Raw genomic sequence first — 20842 nt, 5'->3', positions numbered from 1 at the left:
CGTAGCGCCGGGCCGTGCCCGGCGATGCCGCGCGGCCGGGCCGATCAGGAACGGGTCAGAGCCCGCTGCGCAGCAACGGGATCCGACCCCGGGCAAACCTCAACTGCGCCCGTAGGTATCCTCGAAGCGCACGATGTCATCCTCGCCGAGGTAGCTGCCGGACTGCACTTCGATCAGTTCCAGCGGCAGCTTGCCCGGGTTGCGCAGGCGGTGGGTCACGCCCAGCGGAATGTAGGTGCTCTGGTTCTCGCTGAGCAGGATCACTTCATCGCCACGGGTCACCTCGGCGGTGCCGCTGACCACGATCCAGTGCTCGGCGCGATGGTGGTGCATCTGCAGGCTCAGCGTGCCGCCGGGCTTGACCGTGATCCGCTTGACCTGGAAGCGCTCGCCGTTGTCGATCGAATCGTAGGCGCCCCACGGGCGATAGACCTTGCGGTGCCAGGTGGCCTCGCTGCGGCCTTCGGCCTTGAGCTGTGCCACCACGGTCTTGACCTCCTGCATGCGGTCGGCCTTGCCCACCAGCACCGCATCGTCGGTCTCGACCACGATCACGTCATCGAGGCCGACCATGGCCACCAGGCGCTGGCCGTAGGCATAGGTATTGCGGCAGTCGATGGCGATCACGTCGCCCTGGTGCGCGTTGCCATCGCCGTCCTGCTGCGAGACGTCGCGCAGGGCAGTCCACGAACCGACATCGTTCCAGCCCGCATCCAGTGGAATCACCACCGCATCGGCGGTCTTCTCCATCACCGCGTAGTCGATCGAATCGGACGGAACGGCAGTGAAGGCGTCCTTGTCCAGGCGGGTGAAGTCGGCGTCGCGGCGGGCCTGCTGCCAGGCCTGGCGGCTGCCAGCCAGCATCGCGGGCTGGAAGCGTTCCAGCTCCTGCAGGTAGCGCGAGGCCTTGAACAGGAACATGCCACTGTTCCAGTAATACTGGCCGCTGCTGACATAGCCGGTCGCGGTATCCAGGTCGGGCTTCTCGACGAAGCGCTCGACCGCACGCAGGCCCTGGCCATCGGCGGCCTTGATGTAGCCGTAGCCGGTTTCCGGTCCGGTCGGCACGATGCCGAAGGTGACCAGCTTGCCGGCCTCGGCAGCGCCGGCCGCCGCCTGCACGGCGCTGCGAAATGCGGTCTCGTTGGTGATCACGTGGTCGGACGGCAGCACCAGCAGCAGGGCGTCGGCACCGTCGCGGGTGGCCTCCAGCGCGGCCACCGCGATCGCCGGGGCCGTGTTGCGGCCGACCGGCTCGAGGATGATCGCGGCCGGCTCGGCGCCAACCTGCTGCAGCTGCTCGGCGGCGACGAAGCGATGCTCTTCGTTGGCGATCACCAGCGGTCCGCGCGCGGCGATCGGCGCCACGCGCTTCCAGGTGGCCTGCAGCATCGTCAGTTCACCCGCCAGCGGCAGGAACTGCTTCGGGTACGCCTCGCGCGACAGCGGCCACAGGCGGGTACCGGATCCACCGGACAGGATGACGGGCTGGATGCTGCTCATGCGTTCCTCGGTTACTGCTGGATGAGGCGGGAGATGTCGTCGGTGCGCGCCTGCATCAGCGCGGCATCGCCCCGGGCTTCGACATTCAGGCGCAGCAGCGGCTCGGTGTTGGAGCTGCGCAGGTTGAAGCGCCAGTTGCCGAAGTCGGCACTGATGCCGTCGGTGTGGTCCAGCGTGGGCGACTGCGCCGCGAAGTGCTCCATCACGCGCGCGACGGCGGCCTTTGCATCGCTGACCTTGAAATTGATTTCGCCGCTGCAGGGGTAGGCAGCCATGCGGTCTTCGACCCAATCGGCCAGCGAGCGCCCGCTTTCGGAAACCAGCTGGGCGATCAGCAGCCACGGGATCATGCCCGAGTCGGCATAGGCGAACTCGCGGAAATAGTGGTGGGCGCTCATCTCGCCGCCGTACACCGCGTCTTCGGCGCGCATCTTTTCCTTGATGAAGGCGTGGCCGCTCTTGCACTGCACCGGTACGCCGCCGGCCTGTTCGACCATGTCCACGGTGTTCCAGACCAGGCGCGGGTCGTGCACGACCTTGCCGCCGGGGTTGCGCGCCAGGATTGCCTTGGCCAGCAGGCCGACCAGGTAGTAGCCCTCGATGAAGCGACCGGTGTGGTCGAAGAAGAAGCAGCGGTCGAAGTCGCCGTCCCAGGCAATGCCGAAATCGGCACCGTGTTCGCGCACGGCGTCGGCGGTGGCGGCGCGGTTCTCCGGCAGCAGCGGGTTGGGAATGCCGTTGGGGAAACGGCCGTCCGGCTCGTGGCAGATGCGGATGAACTCGAACGGCAGGTGTGGTGCCAGCAGATCGACGATGGCACCGGCACCGCCGTTGCCGGCGTTGACCACCAGCTTCAGTGGTCGCAGCTTGCCGGCGTCGACATAGCTCAGCAGGTGCTGGATGTACGCGCTCTTGTCGTGCTGGGCGCTCTGCGCGGCACGCGGCGGTTGCGCCGCGGACGTATCGGCGGCAACCGCATCGGAAATCGCGAACAGGCCAGTATCGGAGCTGATCGGCCGTGCGTTCTCCTTGACCAGCTTCATGCCGTTGTAGTCCATCGGGTTGTGGCTGGCGGTGACCATCACGCCGCCGGCCGCGCCCAGGTGGTCGGTCTGGAAATAGACTTCTTCCGTGCCACACAGGCCGATGTCGATCACCTCGCGCCCGGTACCGCGCAGGCCTGCGGCCAGTGCATCCTGCAGCGCGGGGCTGGTCAGGCGCACGTCGTGGCCCAGTACCACCGGGCCCGGTGCAAGCTGCGCCGCCAGCGCCACGCCGATGCGGCGGGCCAGATCTTCGTTCAGTTCTTCCGGCACGCGGCCGCGGATGTCATAGGCCTTGAAGGCGGGCAGGGGCATCGATCGGGATCCTGGGTGAGGTCAGCGCCGTAGTTTACGGCCATGGATGTGTGGGAAGCGTTTTCCGCAAACGGCACCCCGGGAGCAGTCATCGGAACGACAGGTACTTGTGGCCGAAGTAGCTGGACACCACTGGCACCGCCACGCCCACCACGTGGGCGATCTCCAGGCGCAGCACGTCCACGCCCAGCCATGGCAGCAGGTGGTAGGCCAGCACGGTGGAAACCAGCCAGGTCTGGGCCACCGCGAACAGGTTGACAAGCACGAAGTAGAACGCCGAGTGGTGCAGGGGCCGGGTGCTGCCGGAAAACACCAACCAGCGGGTCAGCACGAAGGCGGTGACCATGCCGGTGAGGTAGGCGGCGATGATCGCCGGGGTGAACGGCATCCAGTGGCTGTACAGCATCCGCGACAGGATGTTGGCCAGCGCAGCGATGCCGCCGGCCAGCAGGAACAGCAGGAACGGGCGGGACAGGGTCACGCCACCGCCTCGCGGGCCATGGCACGCCCGAAGCCGATGCTCTCGGAGATGCCGCGGTCTTCGGGGTAGTAGTGCGAGGTATCGGCCACCCACAGTCCTTCCACCGGCAGCCGGCGCGGCGGCAGCCGGTCCAGGAAGCCCGGCTCGCAGATCGGCTGCGCGTGGCGGTAGCGGCTGACCCGCACGTCGATGAAGTCATCCGCGCCCAACTGCGGATTGATCATGCACAGGTAGCGGCGGACCTTGTCGGCGAACACGTCGTCGCTGTCGCCATAACGCTCGTGCTCGCCGGGCATGTAGAACGGCACGTAGACGATATGCGCATCCATCGGGCGCAGGTTGGTGTATTCGACGATGCCGGGGATGTCCATGTCCGGGTCGTTGGTGTTGACCCAGAAATTGGCCGAAACCGGCCTGCGCAGCTTGGCGATCACGCAGACCACGGCGATGTTGTTCAGTGCGCGGAACTTCGCCAGGATGGCTTCGGGCAGGTCCGGCGCCAGGCGTGGCACGAACGGCAGCGGTACCGTGGAAATGACCTTGTCGAAGGTCAGATGCTCGCCGCCGACCTGGACACCGCGTACGCGGCCGTCCTCGATCACGATGCGTTGCACCGGGCTGGACAGCCGCACCTCGCCACCATGGCGCAGGATGTCCGCATGCAGGGCATCGAGCAGGGTGGATGAACCGCCTTCCAGATACCCGAGCTTTTCGCGCATCAGGCTGTAACGGGAGCGCCCGATGCGCCGGATCCGGCTCCAGATCCAGGCCGCGGACAGGTTGCCGGCATAGTCGTAGAACTTGTAGTCGAACAACCGGCGCCACAGCGTTTCGTAGGCTTCGGCGCCAACCCAGCGGCGGATCCAGGAGGAGGCTTCAACGTGGTCCAGCGGGCGCCAGTTGTTGCGACGCGTGCACAGGAAAGCATGCAGGCCGTAACGGATCTTCGCCATCATCCCCAGGCCCCTGAAGCGCAGCAGGGCGATCGGATTGCCCCATGGCTGCAGGCGCTTGCCGAACCAGTAGCCCATGCGGGTCTCGGTCCAGCGCATGCGTTCGCCCAGCCCCAGCTCGTCGAGCACGGTCAGGAAATCGTGATCGGAGGTGCAATGGAAATGGTAGTAGCGTTCGATCGGCATGCCGCCGAAGTCGAAGCTCGCGGTCATTCCGCCAACCCGGTCATCGGCTTCGAATACCACGGGCTGATGGCCGTCGCGGGCCAGCTGGTAGGCCACGGCAAGGCCCATCGGGCCGGCGCCGAGAACGGCGATGCGCTCGCTCATGATCAGAACTCCAGGGCGATGTCGCCGTACTCGGGGTCGTTGAAGGTGGCGTCGATGGCCTGCGCGAAGGGCGTCGGCCGTACGTTGAAGATCGAAGGCCAGTCGATGACTTCGAACTCATCATGGGCCACCAGTGCCTGCAGCTGCGCCGCGGTGAACGGTGGGTCGCGGTCGAACAGCGCCCAGGTCCTCAGCAGCAGGTGGAACAGGCGGTAGGGGATGTGCAGCAGCAGGGTGCGGGCACGCGTGCTGCGCTTGATCTGGCGGATGATGTCGATGTAATCGACCTTCTCCAGGCCGGTGATGTTGTAGCGCTGGCCAGAAATGCGCGAGCGCAGGCAGCTGGCGATGATGGTGGCGAAATCGCCGGCATACAGTGGCTGGCGCATGTAGCGTCCATCGCCAGGAATCGGAAATACCGGAACCCTGCGCATGAAGCGCGACAGCCATCCCAAGTGCTTGCGGTCGAACCAGCCGAACATCAGGGTCGGGCGCAGGATGACCGCAGGGATGCCGCGCGCGGCGACCCGTTGCTCCTGCTCACGCTTGGTGCGGGTGTAGTCGTCATCGGCCACCGAACAGACCACCGAGGAGCTGACGTGCACCGTGTAGGGCACGGCGTGACGCTCGATGGCATCGAGGATGAGGTCGGTGGCAGTGATGTTGTTGCGCACGAATGGCAGAGGATCGGTGCCGCCGATCTGCGCCTGCAGCATCACCACGGCGTCGGCACCAGCGAAATGGCGCTCCCAGGTGCCCGGCTCTGCCAGGTCGGCGTGTTCGGTCACCACATCCGGATGCAGACGCGCGAGTACCTCGAGATTGGCAGCGTGCTTGTCGATCACCACCAGTCGGCGGTAGCCCTGGCGCTTGAGGATGGCGACCAGGTTCTGGCCGACCAGGCCGGCACCACCGGGAATGATGATCTTCTGCTCCAGCTCGGAGTCCGTTGCAGTGCTCACAGCGAGATCCTGTTGAACAGGGCCTGCGGCAGCAGGCGGATCACCGTCATGATCAACCGCCAGAAGCCCGGGGCATACAGCACCGGGGTGCCGCGCCCGATGCCGGCGACGATGCGGCGCGCGACCTGGTCCGGCGTTGCCCACAATGGGCCCTTGCGCAGGTGGGCCGTCATCGGCGTGTCGACGAAGCCCGGACGAATGTCGACCACCGCCACGCCCTGCTTGGCCAGGCGTTGGCGCAGGCCACTCAGGTAGGTACTGACCGCAGCCTTGGCGGCGCCGTAGACGTAGTTGCTCTGGCGGCCGCGGTCGCCGGCCACCGAAGTGATCACCGCCAGCGTGCCGCTGCCGGCGTCGGCCAGCCGATTGGCCACAGGCCCCAGCAAGGCCAGCGTCGAGCTGCCGTTGGTGGCGAACTCGGCCATGCAGGTTTCCACCGAGGCCTCACACGCTGCCTGATCGGGCAGCGTGCCATGTGCAACCAGCACCACGTCCACCCGCCCCAGCGCCTGCCAGGCCTGCGCCAGCAGCTCGGCGTGGGCGGCCAGATCGTTGATGTCCATCGAAGAAGTGTGCGTGGCGCGTGCACCGCGCACGCGCAGGTCGTCGGCGATGGCGGCGAGCCGTTCGGAACGGCGAGCAACCAGGAACAGCGCCGCGCCGCGTGCGGCATAGCGCCGTCCGACGGCTTCGGCGATCGCGGACGTGGCGCCGATGATGAGGACGTTCTGCATGCTTACTCCGTCACCCGGCGCCAGAAGCCGGACGAGAAACGTGGATCGATGAATCGGCTGAAGTCCTGCCAGCGCGGGTACGCCTGCTGGAATGAGGCGGCGGTCATCCGCGCATCCTTGGCCGGGTACTGGGCACCGTCGGCGGCATCGACGATCTGGTCCAGGCGCCGCAGCAGGGCCCACAGTGCCTCGCCGGTATTGGGGAAGTCCAGGGCCAGGGTGGTACCCGGGCGCGGAAAGGACAACATGCCAAGGGACGGCCGCGTACCGAACTGCTTGAGCACCGCCAGGAACGAACCCTGGCCACTGCGGGCGATTTCCTGCAGCAGGGCGGGAACTCCATCCGCGGCCGCGTGCGGTGGCAGCACGCACTGGTACTGCACGAAGCCAGCCGGACCATACATCCGGTTCCACTGGCTGATGCCATCAAGCGGATAGAAAAAGGGCAACAGGTGTGAGACGTGGCGCCGGCGTTGCGCCGGCTGGCGCCAGTAATAGAGCGTATTGAACGGGCGCAGAGTGAGCCGGTTGACCAGTGATATCGGTGGTATCAGCGGCATCGACCACTGCCGCCGGGGCGTGGCTGGACGTTCGTCGGCCGGCTGCGCGGCATGGTTGGCACGGGTGAAATGCCCGCGGCCGAGGGCGCGGCCACGTGCCAGGCAGTCGATCCAGGCCACGCTGTACTCGTGGCTTTCGCTGCTGTCCTGTGACAGTGCGAAGAAGTCGGCCAGGCTGGAGAAACGGATGTTCTCCACCTCAAGGCTGCTGCCCGGCACGCGGCGCAGCTGCAGCTCGGCGTGGGTGATCACTCCGGTCAGGCCAAGCCCACCGAGGGTGGCCTCGAACCAGCCGTCGCCATTGCCAGGACGGCACACGTGGCGTTCGCCGTCGCTGCGCAGCAGTTCGAAGGACAGCACGTGGTGACCGAAGCTGCCGGCCAGATGATGATTCTTGCCATGCACATCATTGCCGATCGCACCGCCCACGGTGACGTGACGCGTGCCTGGGGTAACCGGAAGGAACCAGCCTTGCGGCAGAACGAGCGCGATGATCTCACCCAAGGTGACGCCAGCTTCGCACTGCAGCCGTCCGCTGGCCGGGTCAAAGGCGATGAAGCGGTCCAGACCGCGACATTCCAGCAGGGTGGCCCCCGGATTCTGGCAGCTGTCGCCATAGCTGCGTCCGTTACCATGCGGCAACGCAGTGCCCTCGAAGGTTGGCAGCGTGGCGAGCCGATCGTGCACCCTGATCAGCGACTGTGGCGCGCGCGGATACCGCCCCCAGGAATGCGCGTCGGCCCGCATCAGATCGCCACCAGGGCAAACCCGGCGCACAGCACGGCCACCACCTGGCTGGGCCGATCCGTGGCGGCAAACACGATCGGGTCATCGTGCATGTTGCCGCGATGGGCGATCACCCAGGCGCGGCTGACCCAGTACAGCAGGACCGGGCAGATGAACCACAGCAGCTTCGGGTTGCGGTACAGCTCCACGCTGTCGGGGCTGTTGATGTACAGCGCCATCACCAGCACGGCGCAGTAGCCGGCGGCCGCGCCCAGCGACTGCAGCAGCGGCAGGTCTTCCACGCCGTAGCCACGGCCGTTGGCGCGGGTCTTGCCACGTGCCAGCACCGCGTGGAGTTCGGTATAGCGCTTGAGCAGAGCCAGCGAGAGGAAAATGAACATGCTGAAGGCCAGCAGCCAGAACGACAGTTCTGCCCCGATGGCCACCGTGCCGCCGATGATGCGCAGGGTGTAGAGGCTGGCCAGCAGTACCACGTCGAGCATGACGATGCGCTTCAGGCGCAACGAGTAGGCAACGGTCAGCGCGTAGTAGCCCGCCAGCACGGCCGCGAATGCAGGGCTGCAGGCCAGTGCCACGGCCAGCCCGCACAGTGTCAGCAGCGGGCCTGCAACCAGGCCGTGCAGCAGCGGCAGGCGACCGGCGGCAAAGGGGCGATGGCGCTTGCGCGGATGGCGGCGATCCGCATCGAGGTCGAGCAGGTCATTGAGCAGGTAGACGCCGGAGGCGCACAGGCTGAAGGCCGCGAAGGCGAGCAGGGCATCGGCCACCGCCGGTGCTTCCAGGAAGCGGTGGGCGGTCAACACGGGCACGAACACCAACAGGTTCTTCAGCCACTGGTGTGGCCGCAGCGCCTTCAACCATGCCTGCAGCCTGGATGGGGCGGGCCAGTGCCCCAGCAGCTGGGTGCGTTGCGCTGCGGCACCGGCCAGGGCGCTGCGGTTGTTGACCACCCAGGCACCTGCAGCGCGGGCCCAGACCACCAGATCGACCGTGCCATTGCCGGCGTAGTCGAAACCACGCTCGCCGAAGGCATCCACCAGGGCCTGTGCCTTGTGCGTGCCGGACAGGTTGCGCTGGCCATCGCTGGCGATCACCTGCTCGAACAGGCCCAGGTGTGCGGCGATCGGCGCGACCAGCAGCTGGTCCGAGGCGGTACACAGCACCCGCGGGCGCTGCGCCGTGTCGCGCAGCAGTTCCAGAACTTTCGGGTTGTAAGGCAGGCGGCGTGGATCGATGGTGACGCGTGCAGCGATCTGCCGCTTCAGTGCGGCCTTGCCCTGCAGCAGCCAGAACGGCAGCAGGAACAGGTACAGCGGATTGCGCGCCAACAGCACCAGCAGCGATTCATACAGGAGGTCCGTGTCCAGCAGCGTGCCATCCAGGTCCACGCACAGGGCGCGGTCGCGGGCTGCAGGAGAGGGGGCAGGAGGCGCTGGGGGCATCGTTCGCGGGCTGACGCGGCGGGATCGTCCATTGTATCCGCGTTGGGGCATGGGCCAGAAAGCGGCATCCCGGCCCCGGGCCGCTGCATCCGCGCGGTTTGCTGCGCCGCAAACCCGTCGGGTGCAGGCCTGCGGCTAGAATGCGCTTATCCATTCGCAGGGTACTACAGCAATGCAGCAATCGACTTCCGGCGGAAAGCGCGGCAAGCGCTTCGCCAGTGCGGCGGAGGCCCTGCAGGGGGTGGTCGCCGATGGGCAGACCCTGGCCGTGGGCGGCTTTGGCCTGTGCGGCATTCCCGAGGCGCTGATCGCTGCGCTGCGCGACAGCGGCGTCAAGGGCCTGACCGTGATCTCCAACAATGCCGGCGTCGATGGCTTCGGCCTCGGCCAGCTGCTGGAAACGCGGCAGATCAAGAAGATGATTTCGTCCTACGTGGGCGAGAACAAGGAATTCGAGCGGCAGTTCCTGGCCGGCGAGCTGGAGCTGGAATTCAACCCGCAGGGCACCCTGGCCGAGCGCCTGCGTGCCGGCGGCGCCGGTATTCCGGCGTTCTTCACTGCCACCGGCTACGGCACGGTGGTGGCCGAGGGCAAGGAAACCCGCGAATTCGACGGCAAGCACTACGTGATGGAGACCGCGTTGCGCGCCGACGTGGCGCTGGTCAAGGCCTGGAAGGCGGACGAGGCCGGCAACCTGGTGTTCCGCAAGACCGCACGCAACTTCAACCCTGCCTGTGCGATGGCCGGCAAGGTCTGCATCGTGGAGGTTGAAGAGGTAGTGCCGGTCGGCGCCATCGACCCGGATCAGGTGCACCTGCCGGGCATCTACGTGCACCGCATCGTGCACAACCCGCATCCCGAGAAGCGTATCGAACAGCGCACCATCCGCGCGGAGGGCAACTGAAATGGCGTGGACCCGCGATGAAATGGCGGCCCGTGCCGCCCAGGAACTGACCGATGGTGCCTACGTGAACCTGGGCATCGGCCTGCCGACCCTGGTCGCCAACCACATTCCCGAAGGCGTGGATGTATGGCTGCAGTCGGAAAACGGCCTGCTCGGCATCGGCCCGTTCCCGACCGACGCTGAAGTCGACGCCGACCTGATCAACGCCGGCAAGCAGACCGTCACCGCACGTGCGGGCGCCAGCTACTTCGGCAGCCACGACAGCTTTGCGATGATCCGCGGTGGGCACGTCAACCTGGCCATCCTCGGTGCCATGCAGGTGACCGACAAGGGCGACCTGGCCAACTGGATGGTGCCCGGCAAGATGGTCAAGGGCATGGGCGGGGCAATGGACCTGGTCGCCGGCGTGCAGCGCGTTGTGGTGCTGATGGAGCACACTGCCAAGAACGGCGAGCACAAGATCCTGGCCGAATGCACGCTGCCGTTGACCGGCGTGGGCGTGGTCGACCGCATCATCACCGATCTGGCGGTGTTCGACGTGACTGAAAAGGGCCTGTTGCTGGTGGAGGCCGCGCCGGGTGTCAGCGATGAAGAACTGAAGGAAAAGACCGGCGTCGCGTTCCGGCGCTAAGGTCAACGATGTTGTCGCGCAGCGCCAGCCTCAGGGTTGGCGTTGTGGGCCTGCGACGATGTAGCCGGCGTTGGCAACAAGGTCCGGCAGCAACTGCATGACCGGATCAAGTGCATCGTCGTTGTCCAGCTCACTGGGATAGCAGTGCGCATCCAGCAGTGACCGCAACGCCGAAGCCCGCAGCCACATCGTGCCTGCTGTCTGCGGCGTAGGGGTGTCGGCCATCCCCAGCCGCGCCGCCCAGCGGAGATGACGGCGAGAAACGGCGATGGCCTCCGGAGTGGATGCCGCGAACATGCCCAGCGCAGGTTGCTCATCGAACTGTTGAAGCACAGCGTCGAGATCGGCCGTGCCTGGTAGCTGCGGTCTTGCCTCGCCGCTTCCACGGAGGTCCAGCCAGCAGGCCAGCAACGATGGATCCGGACCAAAAGCCTCCAAGACCTGCACGATGCTGGACAAGGCATTGCCTGCATGGCCGATGATATCGACCGCAGCGTCATGAGGGCGCTGCGCCATTGGAATGAAAACACGGTAGCTCACGCCCAGGCCGCTGGCGGCCTCACAAGCTGTAGCGATCAGCCTGGGATCATCAATGAGAATCAGCAGGCAGGCCCGCAGGGGGCCGGCGGGCGGAGCCGGGGACAGCGCTTGGCGCGTCGCGTCAAGCCAGGCATGCCCGAGCCGGGCATCCGGTTCCAGCACCGCGCCTTCGGCCCATTCGTTCCATGCATTGATGAAGACCATGCGCTGGCGCGCAGGCGCCAGGGCCAGGCGCTCATGGATCGTGGTGCGCAACCAGTCGCGGTAGCCACGGGGTGAGGCGTGCAGGTACACGCGGCCGCGGCCGGAACGACGCGCCTCGTTGTCCCAGCCCGGGTTCACGCCAGGATAGAGCGGATAATCCGGCAGTGGCCGCGCTGCGATTTCTGCAGCCAGTTCGCGCCAGTCGCGTACATCGCCATTGAAGGCAGGATTGAGCAGCCACTGCTGTGCCGACAGCGAGCGCGGGTTACTCATGTTCGGCGGGAATTCGACGGCGGCATCAAAGCCGATATCGCGCGGATCCGGTCGCTCGAAGCCCTGGACGTAGGCCAGGTGGATCTCTCCCACGCCGTTGTCGCGGCACCAGCGGCGCCAGCGCTCGGCAGTCGCCCGGGCGTCGGGCAGCAGGTTCGGGCGATAGACCAGCAGCATCGGCCGACCCTCGACTTTCAATGCACGGCGGTCGCGCAGGTAGGGCGCGACATGTGCGATGAAGGCCAGATCGTCCTCTGCGCTGTGCTGCTGGCCGATCAGGATGTCGTCGTCGCGGCCGTCCCAGCGTCGTGCCCAGTTCTCGTTGGCCCAGCACAGGCAGAACGGCAGGTCGATGCTGTCATCGGCCAGCCATTGACGCAGCGGGTCCTCCATCAGGGTGCGGCCGCTGAACCAATAGTAGTAGAAGCAGAATGCGCCGATGCCGTACTCCGCAGCCAAGCGTGCCTGGTCACGCATCACCTGCGGGTTGCGCAGGTCATAGAAGCCGAGGTCGGCCGGCAGGCGGGGTTGGATGTGACCCTCGAACTGCGGCAGGGCGCGGGTCACGTTGCGCCACTCGGTAAAGCCCTTGCCCCACCAGGCGTCGTTCTCCGGGAAGGTGTGGAACTGCGGCAGGTAGAAAGCGACCAGCGTCGCTGGCATGGGTGACGGCAATGCTCCCTCACGCCATGGCACGTGGCCGATCGCCGGTTCATCGGCACGCCAGCGCAGCTGGGCACTGGCGCGCGCGCCCCACTCATCCTGCTGCCCCTTGGGGGGCGGCGGCACCCAGTCGCCATGCCGTGCCAACAGCCGGGTGCGCAACCGGTCGCGCTGCGCCTGCGGCAACGGCAAGGCCCGGAACACGGCGCGCAGCAACGGGAACAGCGACTGGCGCAGGCTCATCGGGTGAGGCCTCGCGACAGCGGGCGGTAGGACGGGATCAGCATCTGGGCAACGGTCATGGCGCCATTTTCGGTGTTGGCGGCCATGACGGCAAACGCCGCCGTGCTAGCGTGTGACCATGCTGTTTCCCCATGACCTGCCCGACGCCGACGTCCTGCACCTGCCGGGATGGCTGGCTGCTGCCGACGCCGACCGGCTCATGGGGGCGCTGCAGGCCGACGTGCGGTGGGACGTCCACCGCATCCGCATGTTCGGCAACTGGGTGGACTCGCCACGGCTGAGCTGCTGGATCGGCGACCCGCAGGCGCGCTACCGCTACTCCGGTGCCGAGTTCGTGCCGCATCCGTGGCCGCCTGTGTTGCAGGCCGTGCGCGAGCGCCTGTGGGCTGAAGGCTACGGCTGCTTCAACAGCGTGCTGCTGAACCGCTATCGCGGCGGCGGCGACTACATGGGCTGGCACAGCGATGACGAGCCGGAGCTGGGGCCGGCCCCGGTGATCGCGTCGCTGAGCCTGGGTGCGGCGCGCCGTTTCCTGCTGCGCCGACGCGACGATCCGGCGCGCAAGGCCGAATTCATGCTTGGCCATGGTGACCTGCTGCTGATGGCCGGGCAGACCCAGCGCTTCTACCAGCACGCGTTGCCGAAGATGACGCGGGTGCAGGGCGAGCGCATCAACCTGACGTTCCGCTGGATTACCCCACGTTGACGAAGAAGGGGTCAGATCCCTTTCCGGCAGGAAAGGGATCTGACCCCGCAACCACGTGCCCGGCGAATGCGGAGATCAGCGTGCAACGTTCGGCTGGTCGGCCTGGCCGCTGGTCAACGTCCAGCCCACCATGTCCTGCGCCAGCTGCTGCAGGCCGCGCTCGAACGCCGCGGTCACCGCCGGCACGTCGGTGCTGCCGACCGGCTGCGCCTGGCGGAAGGTGCGGTCGGCCACCACGCGCTGGTCGGCGACATGGATCAGCTTGGCGTTGACCTCGATCACCACGGTCGGCGTGGCCTGGCCCTGGTAATCCGATTCGAAGCGGCGCACGTCGGTGGACAGCTTGTAGTCGGCGCGGATGCCGGCAGTGCTGCGGGCCACGCCGCGGATGCGGCCGGAATCCTCGAAGCCACGCAGCAGGGTGTCCTCGATCATGTCGGTGGCCGGCTGCGCCCAGCTGGCCCCTTTGTAGATCTCAAGCTGGGAGGGTGTCGGCCGCACATTGATGCGCGGGCTGTCGACCATGCGCGCGGCGCTGGGCTTGGCCAGCACCAGCTGCCAGCTGGCCTGCGGCCATGCCGGGTCCGCCTTGACCTGCACGGACGGCGAGTACAGCGTCACCGCGGTTTTCTCGCTGCTGCCGAGGATGGAGCAGCCGCCCAGCAGGGTGACCATCGAAGCGGCCAGCAGCAGGCGCGGAAGGGTGGTCGGGCTCATTTGGGTTCGAACTCCTTCGGTGCGTCGCGGCCCAGCAGGTAGCGCGCGGGGTTGTTCTCGAGGCGGTCGCTGACCCGGCGCAGGTCGCGGATCAGGCCGCGCAGTTCGGTCAGCGTCGGGCCCAGCTGGCCAAGGCCATCGTTGGCAAAGCTGTTGATCGCGGCTCGGTTCTCGCCAAGGATCGAATCGGCGTTGCCGGCGGCCGAATCGAGCTTGGCCAGGGTCGTGTCGAGCTTGTCGATGATGCCGGGCAGCTGCTGCACCAGGTTCCTGTCCAGGCGCTCGATGGTGCCGTTGGTGGTCTTCAGCGTGGTGTCCAGGCTGCGGGCGGCATCGCGCGCGCTGAGCAGCAGCGCCTGCGTACCCTGGTCACGGTCGGCCAGGCCACCACTGATCGTCTCCAGGTTGGCCAGCGTCGCGTTGATCGAGGCCACGTTGCGGTCGCTGAGGATCTGGTCCATGCGCTCGACGATGCGGTTGGCCACGTCGGTGATGTTCTGCAGCGCCGAGGGCGTGGTCGGGATGATCGGTGCCGGATCCTTGTTGACCGTGGTCAGTGCCGGCGACTGCGGCGTGCCGCCGCTGAGCTGGATGATCGACGGGCCGGTCAGGCTGGTGATCGCCAGCTTGGCGCGGGTATCGGTCTTGACCGGCGTGTTGGAGTTCAGGCGGATGCGCGCGACCACCTGGCGCGGGTCGTCCGGCACCAGGTTCAGTTCGGTGATCGAGCCCACCGCGATGCCGTTGTACTGCACCGGGCTGCCCACCGACAGGCCGGTCACCGCTTCGCGGAACACCACGCGGTACTCCTGCCAGGTGCGGTCGGAGGAGTACTTGGCCGCCCACAGGCCGAAGGCCAGCAGGGCCAGGCCGGTGATCAGGGTGAACGCGCCGATCAGCACGTAGTTGGCTTTGGTTTCCATGGCTCAGGCACTCTCGATCTGTTCGCCACGCGCGGCGCGCGCGCGGGGTCCGTGGAAGTATTCCTGGATCCACGGATGATCCAGTTTCTCGATGTCCGGCAGCGGCGCATTGGCCACCACCCTGCGGTCGGCCAGCACGGCGACGCGGTCGCAGATGGCGTACAGCGTGTCCAGGTCGTGGGTGATCAGGAACACGGTCAGCCCCAGCGCTTCCTGCAGCGTCTTGATCAGGCGGTCGAACGCGGCCGCGCCGATCGGGTCGAGGCCGGCGGTGGGTTCGTCCAGGAACAGCAACGGCGGATCCAGCGCCAGCGCCCGGGCCAGGCCGGCGCGCTTGCGCATGCCGCCGGACAGCTGCGAAGGCAGCTTGTTGATCGCGTCGGCGGGCAGGCCGGCCAGTTTCACTTTCAGCAGCGCCAGTTCGTAGTGCCAGCGCTCGGGCAGTTCGCGGTGGTGTTCCTTCAATGGAACCTGGACGTTCTCACCCACGGTCAGCGACGAGAACAGGGCACCGTCCTGGAACAGCACACCGGTATTGCGTTCGATGTGCAGGCGGCTCTCGGCGTCGTCGGCACGCGCATCGCGGCCGAGGACTTCGATCTGCCCAGCATCCGGCACACGCAGGCCGAGGATCGAGCGCATCAGCACCGACTTGCCGGTGCCGGAGCCGCCGACCACGCCCAGGATCTCGCCGCGGCGTACGTCCAGATCCAGGTCTTCGTGCACGGTCTGGCTGCCGAACCGGTTGACCAGACCACGCACGCGGATGGCCAGTTCGTGGCCCTGGTCGTCGCGCATGTCGATGGATTCGGGGAGGGCGGATGTGCTCATGTCACCAGTCCATGTGCATGAACCACAACGCTGCGAAGGCGTCGATGATGATCACCAGCGAGATCGTCTGCACCACGCTGGAAGTGGTGCGCTCGCCGACCGACTGCGCGGTGCCCTCGACCTTCAGGCCCTCCAGGCAGCCGATCAGGCCGATCACCAGGGCGAATACCGGCGCCTTCGACAGGCCCACCAGCAGGTGCCGCACTTCCATCGTCTCGTGCATGCGCGCGATGTACATCTGCGGCGGGATGTCGAGGTCGAACGCACCGACGGTGATGCCGCCGGCCAGGCCGGCGATCATCGCGATGAAGGTCAGCAAGGGCAGGGTGACCAGCAGGGCGAGCAAGCGTGGCAGCACCAGCAGGTCGACCGGGTCCAGGCCCAGCGTACGCATCGCATCGATCTCCTCGCGTGCCTTCATCGCACCGATCTGCGCGGTGAACGCGCTGGCGGTACGGCCGGCCAGCACGATCGCGGTCAGCAGCACGGCGAACTCGCGCAGGAAGGCGATGTTGACCAGCTCGACCACGTAGATCTCGGCGCCGAAGTCGCGCAGGATGGTCGAGCCGAGGAAGGCGATCACCGCACCCACCAGGTAGGACAACAGCGCCACCAGCGGCACCGCATCCAGCCCGACCTGCTCCATCTGATGCACGGTGGCGGTCAGCCGGAAGCGGCGGGGTTCCTTGACCAGCCGCGCCGCCTTGACCAGGTTCTCGCCGAGGAAACTGCACAGGGCCTTGATGTTGTGGCCGGTGGCGTGGACGCTGACGCCCAGCCGCTCCAGCGCGGCCAGCACGCCGAAATCGCGCTTGGCCTTGGGCCGGTCATCGGCCACTTCCTCGATGGTGCACACCAGCGCCTGGTGGTCCGGGCGGAACTGCAGCGCGTCTTCGTGGAGATCGGCGCGATGGGCCACGCGCAGCACCTGCAGCACGCCGGCCGAATCGAGCTGCTCGATGCCGGTGGCATCGATGCCGGTCAGCGCGTCGGGAACGCCGCGCAGGACTTCGGCCGCGGCCAGCGCGGTCTTCAAGGTCCAGGTGCCGGACAGGCGGATCAGGCCCGGGTCGTGGGCATCCTGTTCGAGCTGGGGAGCGAGGTTCGGGGTGACGTGGGCCATTCGGGTCGCAGCATAACCGTTCTGTATCGGGCTTCGCGTCGAACTTGGATGAATTTCTCCGGCGGGCCCCAGCGTAGGTAATACTACGGCGCATGTCCGCAGATGCTCACACGATCCCCACACCCCAGGCCACCTACGCACAGCGCGTGGCCTTTGTTTCCGAGATCGCCGGACGCCTGCACAGCTATGGCACCACGGCCCAGCGCCTGGAAACGGCGGTGGTTGCACTGGCCCGCCAGCTCGATCTGGATTGTGAACCGTGGTCGAATCCCACCGGTATCATCCTCAGCTTCAGCGATCCGGCCCAGGCGATCGGCTCCAGCGACATCACCCGCGTGATCCGCCTGGCACCGGGTGAGAACGACCTGCACAAGCTCAGCGTTGCCGACCACATCGCCGAAGAAGTGTCCAACGGGCGGATGAGCATCGCCCAGGGCCACACTGCGCTGCGCCAGCTGGACAAGGATCCGGGCCGGCGCGGCAAGCTGCGCACCATCCTGTCGTTCACCCTCGGCGCGGCGGGCGTGGCGGGCATGTGGAAGCTGCCGTGGCTGGACATCGCCACCGCCGGTGTCATCGGCCTGATGATCGGCCTGCTCGGCATGGTCACCGATCGCCGCCCGGCCACCCGCGAAGCCGCCGAGGCACTGGCCGCGCTGCTGGCCGGCATGGTCGCCACCCTGGTCGCGTCGTTCATTGGTGCGCTCAACCTCAATACGGTGATCATCGCCTCGCTGGTGGTGCTGCTGCCCGGCATGTCGCTGACCAATGCGGTCAATGAGCTGGCCAGCCAGCACTGGGTATCGGGTACCGCGCGCTTTGCCGGCGCGCTGACCACCATCATGAAGCTCAGCGTCGGCGCGATGATCGCGGTGACCCTGGCCGATGTGCTCGGCCTGGATCCGGTGATCCGGGCCGCGCGTCCGCAGGGGCCGTGGGTGGAGTGGGGCTCGCTGCTGACCGCCGCATTTGCCTTCGCGATGCTGTTCAAGGCCAATCGCCGCGATTATCCGTGGGTGATCGCCGCCTCGGTGGCCGGTTACGCGATCTCCAAGTTCGGCGGCCACGCCTGGGGCGCGCCGGCCGGCATCTTCCTGTCGGCAATGCTGCTGACCGCCGGTGGCAACCTGTTCGGTCGCCTGGTCGGGCGTCCGGGCGCGATCATCCGCCTGCCGGGCATCATCATGATGGTGCCCGGCAGCACCAGCCTGCGTGGCGTGCTGACCCTGGTCCAGCAGCAGGACGTGGGCGCCGGCCAGAGCGTGTTCCTCACCGTTCTGAACGTGGTGATGGCGCTGGTGGCGGGCCTGCTGTTCGGCAACCTGCTGATGCCGGCGCGCAAGACCCTGTAGAGCCGAGCCCACGCTCGGCTTTGCATATGGATAGCCGAGCGTGGGCGCGGCTCTACAAACAGGAAACGCCGGCTTTCGCCGGCGTTTTTTATTGCTCCCCGATCCGGCCTCAGGCCTTCTTGATCAGGAAATCTTCCGGCTTCTTGTTGCCCTTGGCGGTCAGTTCAGCCATCCAGCGCGGCTGCTTTCCACGGCCGGTCCAGGTTTCCTTGGGGTTGGCCGGGTTGCGGTACTTCGGGGCAACCTTGCCCAGCTTGCGGCCGGCGGTCTTCGACGGTGCCTTGGCGACCTTGGCCACCTTGCGCGCGCGCGGTGCCGGGGCGTCGCCGAACAGTTCCTCGATGGTGTAGCCCTCGGTCTTGGCCAGCTTGGTCAGCTGGGCGCGCACCTTGGTGATCGGCCGGCGCTTGGCGACGATGGTCTGCTGCTTCTTGGCGGTACGGATCAGGGCGCCCAGCTCGCGTGCTGACAGGCCGGTCAGGTCAATGCTCATTTACGGTTACTCCGGAAACTAATGTGTGGACGGGACAAGCCAGTCCATGGCGTCGGCGGACAGAATAGAGATGAATTAATCACAGCACAAATGCAGGCGGGTCATGGCGTGGCGGCATGCAGACGCTATCGCGGTGATTTTGACCGGATTATGTCCGCTGCAATATAGGGAAAGGCCGCGCGCCCCCAAAAAAAAAGACCGGGGCAGGCCCCGGTCTTTCCACGTCAGCCCTGCAGTCGCTGCAGCAGGGTGGCCTTGTCCAGGCTCTCCGCCTCGCTGGCGCGGCGCGCGCGGTACTCGTAGGTGCCGGCGGCCAGGCCACGTTCGCTGACCACCACGCGGTGCGGGATGCCGATCAGTTCCATGTCGGCGAACATCGCGCCCGGGCGCAGGCCGCGATCGTCGAGCGCGGCGTCCAGGCCGGCGTCGCGCAGCTCCTGCAGCAGATTGGCTGCAGCGTCGGCCACAACGGCATCGCCCTTCGGGTTGATCACGCACACCACGACCTGCCACGGCGCCATCGCGTCCGGCCAGATGATGCCGGCATCGTCATGGTTCTGTTCGATCGCGGCAGCCACCACGCGCGAGATACCGATACCGTAGCAGCCCATCGCCATCACCGCCGCCTTGCCGTTTTCATCCAGCACGGTGGCATCCAGCGCTTCGGCGTACTTGCGGCCGAGCTGGAACACGTGGCCGACTTCGATGCCACGGGCGATCTTCAGTTCACCGCCGTCCACGGCACGATCGCCGGCACGCACGTTGCGGATGTCGGCCACTTCCGGTTCCGGCAGGTCGCGGCCCCAGTTGACGCCGGCCAGGTGGAAACCGGCCTCGTTGGCGCCGACGACGAAGTCGGCCATTGCCGCCACTTCGCGATCGGCGACCACGCGGATGGCCTTGGCCGGCGCGACCGGGCCGAGGAAGCCTGGCACGCTGCCCAGGTGCTCGGCGATTTCCGCCTCGCTGGCGAAGCGTTGCTCGTCCAGCCCGGCCACCTTGGCCAGCTTGATTTCATTGACCTCATGGTCGCCACGCACCAGCACCAGCACGAACTGCTGTGCCTCGCCTTCGCCGGCGATCAGTGCCACCGACTTCACCGTGCGCTGCAGGTCGATGCCGAGCAGGGCCGCGACGTCCTCGCAGGTCTTCTGGGTGGGGGTATCCACCTTGCGCATTGTTTCGGTGGCGGCCGCACGCGGTGCCGGATCGGCGGCGATCGCCGCCTCCATGTTCGCCGCGTAGTCCGAACCGGTGGAGAACACCAGCGCGTCTTCGCCGGAATCGGCGATCACGTGGAATTCCTGCGAGGCATCGCCGCCGATCGCGCCGGAGTCTGCCTGCACCATGCGGAAATCCAGGCCGAGGCGGGTGAAGATGCGGCTGTAGGCCGACTTCATGTTCTCGTACTCGCGCACCAGGCACTCATCGTGCAGGTGGAACGAATAGGCGTCCTTCATCAGGAATTCGCGCGCGCGCATCACGCCGAAGCGCGGGCGGATCTCGTCGCGGAACTTGGTCTGAATCTGGTAGAAGTTCACCGGCAGCTGCTTGTAGCTGGACAGCTCGCTGCGCGCGAAGTCGCAGGCGGCTTCTTCGGCGGTCGGGCTGTAGCAGAACACCTGGTCCTTGCGGTCCTTGATCTTCAGCAGCTGCGGGCCGAACTTCTGCCAGCGGCCGGTCTGCTCCCACAGTTCCTTCGGCTGGATGGTCGGGATCTGGAATTCCACCGCGCCGGCCCGGTCCATTTCCTCGCGAACAATGCGCTCGACCTTGCGCAGCACGCGCAGGCCCAGCGGCGACCAGGTGTACAGGCCCGATGCCAGCTTGCGGATCATGCCCGCGCGCAGCATCAGCCGGTGGCTGGTCAGCTCGGCGTCGCTGGGGGTTTCCTTGGTGGTGTGCAGGTGGAACTGGGAGAGGCGCATCGTCGGCTTCGGATAACGGCAGAGACGTCTATTCTGCCAGCCCGGCCGGGGGGAGGGGTATCGGCAGGGCTGCGCCCTGCACCCGCCGTAGTGCCGGCCGCTGGCCGGCAACCTCAGAAGCAACAGCCGAAGCAACAGCGGGTTTCCCGTGGGATGGCGGGGTGGGTCCGGTTGCGGGAGACGCCGTAAACCCATCCATGGGGGCTTGGCCGCGGCATCCATGCCGCGGACACTCCCGCAA

19 protein-coding genes are annotated in these 20842 nt (G+C 66.9%); 4 read left to right on the top strand and 15 right to left on the bottom strand.

Going from position 1 to position 20842, the window contains the following annotated elements; all coding sequences use genetic code 11:
• Nucleotides 1-99: 99 nt before the first annotated feature.
• The 8 genes from ACM0PB_RS15510 to ACM0PB_RS15475 all read right to left on the bottom strand — a co-directional run bounded on the left by ACM0PB_RS15510 (nucleotide 100) and on the right by ACM0PB_RS15475 (nucleotide 9016).
• On the bottom strand, nucleotides 100-1503 hold the full coding sequence (locus tag ACM0PB_RS15510) for a mannose-1-phosphate guanylyltransferase/mannose-6-phosphate isomerase (protein ID WP_065179127.1): 1404 nt from the start codon (nucleotides 1501-1503) through the stop codon (nucleotides 100-102).
• Nucleotides 1504-1514: 11 nt separating this feature from the next.
• Nucleotides 1515-2861, bottom strand: coding sequence for a phosphohexomutase domain-containing protein (locus tag ACM0PB_RS15505; RefSeq protein ID WP_414604583.1), 1347 nt, complete (start codon nucleotides 2859-2861; stop codon nucleotides 1515-1517).
• Nucleotides 2862-2949: 88 nt separating this feature from the next.
• Nucleotides 2950-3342: a GtrA family protein gene (locus ACM0PB_RS15500; RefSeq protein ID WP_049465333.1), complete on the bottom strand. Its 393-nt coding sequence runs from the start codon at nucleotides 3340-3342 to the stop codon at nucleotides 2950-2952.
• A complete protein-coding gene (locus ACM0PB_RS15495) occupies nucleotides 3339-4625 on the bottom strand; it encodes an NAD(P)/FAD-dependent oxidoreductase (protein ID WP_414604582.1) in 1287 nt (428 codons plus the stop codon). Before ACM0PB_RS15495 ends, ACM0PB_RS15500 begins: the two co-directional genes overlap by 4 nt.
• A 2-nt stretch (nucleotides 4626-4627) precedes the next feature.
• The gene (locus ACM0PB_RS15490) at nucleotides 4628-5587 is read right to left on the bottom strand and encodes an NAD-dependent epimerase/dehydratase family protein (RefSeq protein ID WP_414604581.1); all 960 of its coding nucleotides are present in this window, start codon (nucleotides 5585-5587) and stop codon (nucleotides 4628-4630) included.
• The gene (locus tag ACM0PB_RS15485) at nucleotides 5584-6321 is read right to left on the bottom strand and encodes an SDR family oxidoreductase (RefSeq protein ID WP_053505585.1); all 738 of its coding nucleotides are present in this window, start codon (nucleotides 6319-6321) and stop codon (nucleotides 5584-5586) included. The genes ACM0PB_RS15490 and ACM0PB_RS15485 overlap by 4 nt, the downstream gene beginning before the upstream one ends.
• A gap of 2 nt (nucleotides 6322-6323) precedes the next feature.
• A complete protein-coding gene (locus ACM0PB_RS15480; RefSeq protein ID WP_414604580.1) occupies nucleotides 6324-7628 on the bottom strand; it encodes an FAD-binding protein in 1305 nt (434 codons plus the stop codon).
• Nucleotides 7628-9016 carry a UbiA family prenyltransferase gene (locus ACM0PB_RS15475; protein ID WP_065186254.1) on the bottom strand — a complete coding sequence of 463 codons (1389 nt, stop codon included), beginning with the start codon at nucleotides 9014-9016 and terminating at the stop codon, nucleotides 7628-7630. The genes ACM0PB_RS15480 and ACM0PB_RS15475 overlap by 1 nt, the downstream gene beginning before the upstream one ends.
• Before the next feature lie 226 nt (nucleotides 9017-9242).
• Between ACM0PB_RS15475 and ACM0PB_RS15470 the strand changes: the two genes are divergently transcribed.
• Nucleotides 9243-9974: a CoA transferase subunit A gene (locus ACM0PB_RS15470; RefSeq protein WP_414604579.1), complete on the top strand. Its 732-nt coding sequence runs from the start codon at nucleotides 9243-9245 to the stop codon at nucleotides 9972-9974.
• A gap of 1 nt (nucleotide 9975) precedes the next feature.
• Nucleotides 9976-10605, top strand: a complete 630-nt coding sequence (locus ACM0PB_RS15465) for a CoA transferase subunit B (protein WP_069118019.1) — start codon at nucleotides 9976-9978, stop codon at nucleotides 10603-10605.
• A gap of 30 nt (nucleotides 10606-10635) precedes the next feature.
• On the opposite strand, the gene ACM0PB_RS15460 is transcribed toward ACM0PB_RS15465, so the two are convergent.
• Nucleotides 10636-12528, bottom strand: coding sequence for a glycoside hydrolase family 99-like domain-containing protein (locus ACM0PB_RS15460; protein ID WP_414604578.1), 1893 nt, complete (start codon nucleotides 12526-12528; stop codon nucleotides 10636-10638).
• 118 nt (nucleotides 12529-12646) lie between these two features.
• On the opposite strand from ACM0PB_RS15460, the gene ACM0PB_RS15455 reads away from it, so the two are divergent.
• Nucleotides 12647-13234, top strand: a complete 588-nt coding sequence (locus ACM0PB_RS15455) for an alpha-ketoglutarate-dependent dioxygenase AlkB family protein (RefSeq protein WP_414604577.1) — start codon at nucleotides 12647-12649, stop codon at nucleotides 13232-13234.
• A gap of 75 nt (nucleotides 13235-13309) precedes the next feature.
• Here ACM0PB_RS15455 and ACM0PB_RS15450 read toward each other — a convergent pair whose 3' ends face one another.
• The 4 genes from ACM0PB_RS15450 to ACM0PB_RS15435 are packed head-to-tail and all read right to left on the bottom strand — an operon-like array spanning nucleotide 13310 to nucleotide 16828.
• On the bottom strand, nucleotides 13310-13951 hold the full coding sequence (locus ACM0PB_RS15450) for an ABC-type transport auxiliary lipoprotein family protein (RefSeq protein WP_065179136.1): 642 nt from the start codon (nucleotides 13949-13951) through the stop codon (nucleotides 13310-13312).
• On the bottom strand, nucleotides 13948-14874 hold the full coding sequence (locus ACM0PB_RS15445) for an MlaD family protein (RefSeq protein WP_005415199.1): 927 nt from the start codon (nucleotides 14872-14874) through the stop codon (nucleotides 13948-13950). The genes ACM0PB_RS15450 and ACM0PB_RS15445 overlap by 4 nt, the downstream gene beginning before the upstream one ends.
• Before the next feature lie 3 nt (nucleotides 14875-14877).
• On the bottom strand, nucleotides 14878-15705 hold the full coding sequence (locus ACM0PB_RS15440) for an ABC transporter ATP-binding protein (protein WP_061480218.1): 828 nt from the start codon (nucleotides 15703-15705) through the stop codon (nucleotides 14878-14880).
• Nucleotide 15706: 1 nt separating this feature from the next.
• Nucleotides 15707-16828, bottom strand: a complete 1122-nt coding sequence (locus ACM0PB_RS15435; RefSeq protein ID WP_065179137.1) for an MlaE family ABC transporter permease — start codon at nucleotides 16826-16828, stop codon at nucleotides 15707-15709.
• A gap of 92 nt (nucleotides 16829-16920) precedes the next feature.
• On the opposite strand from ACM0PB_RS15435, the gene ACM0PB_RS15430 reads away from it, so the two are divergent.
• Nucleotides 16921-18180 (top strand): threonine/serine exporter family protein, encoded by a 1260-nt coding sequence (locus ACM0PB_RS15430; protein WP_046428410.1) that lies wholly within the window; start codon nucleotides 16921-16923, stop codon nucleotides 18178-18180.
• 109 nt (nucleotides 18181-18289) lie between these two features.
• On the opposite strand, the gene ACM0PB_RS15425 is transcribed toward ACM0PB_RS15430, so the two are convergent.
• Complete coding sequence (locus ACM0PB_RS15425) at nucleotides 18290-18673, bottom strand: H-NS histone family protein (RefSeq protein ID WP_005415203.1); 384 nt, start codon at nucleotides 18671-18673, stop codon at nucleotides 18290-18292.
• A 224-nt stretch (nucleotides 18674-18897) separates the two neighbouring features.
• Nucleotides 18898-20601, bottom strand: a complete 1704-nt coding sequence (locus ACM0PB_RS15420; RefSeq protein WP_065186252.1) for a proline--tRNA ligase — start codon at nucleotides 20599-20601, stop codon at nucleotides 18898-18900.
• Between the last annotated feature and the right edge of the window lie 241 nt (nucleotides 20602-20842).

The organism is Stenotrophomonas sp. AR029, from assembly GCF_047520695.2.
GTDB lineage: Bacteria > Pseudomonadota > Gammaproteobacteria > Xanthomonadales > Xanthomonadaceae > Stenotrophomonas > Stenotrophomonas sepilia.
The sequence above is the reverse complement of the archived record's forward strand: the minus strand, read 5'-3'. Positions and strand labels throughout refer to the sequence as shown.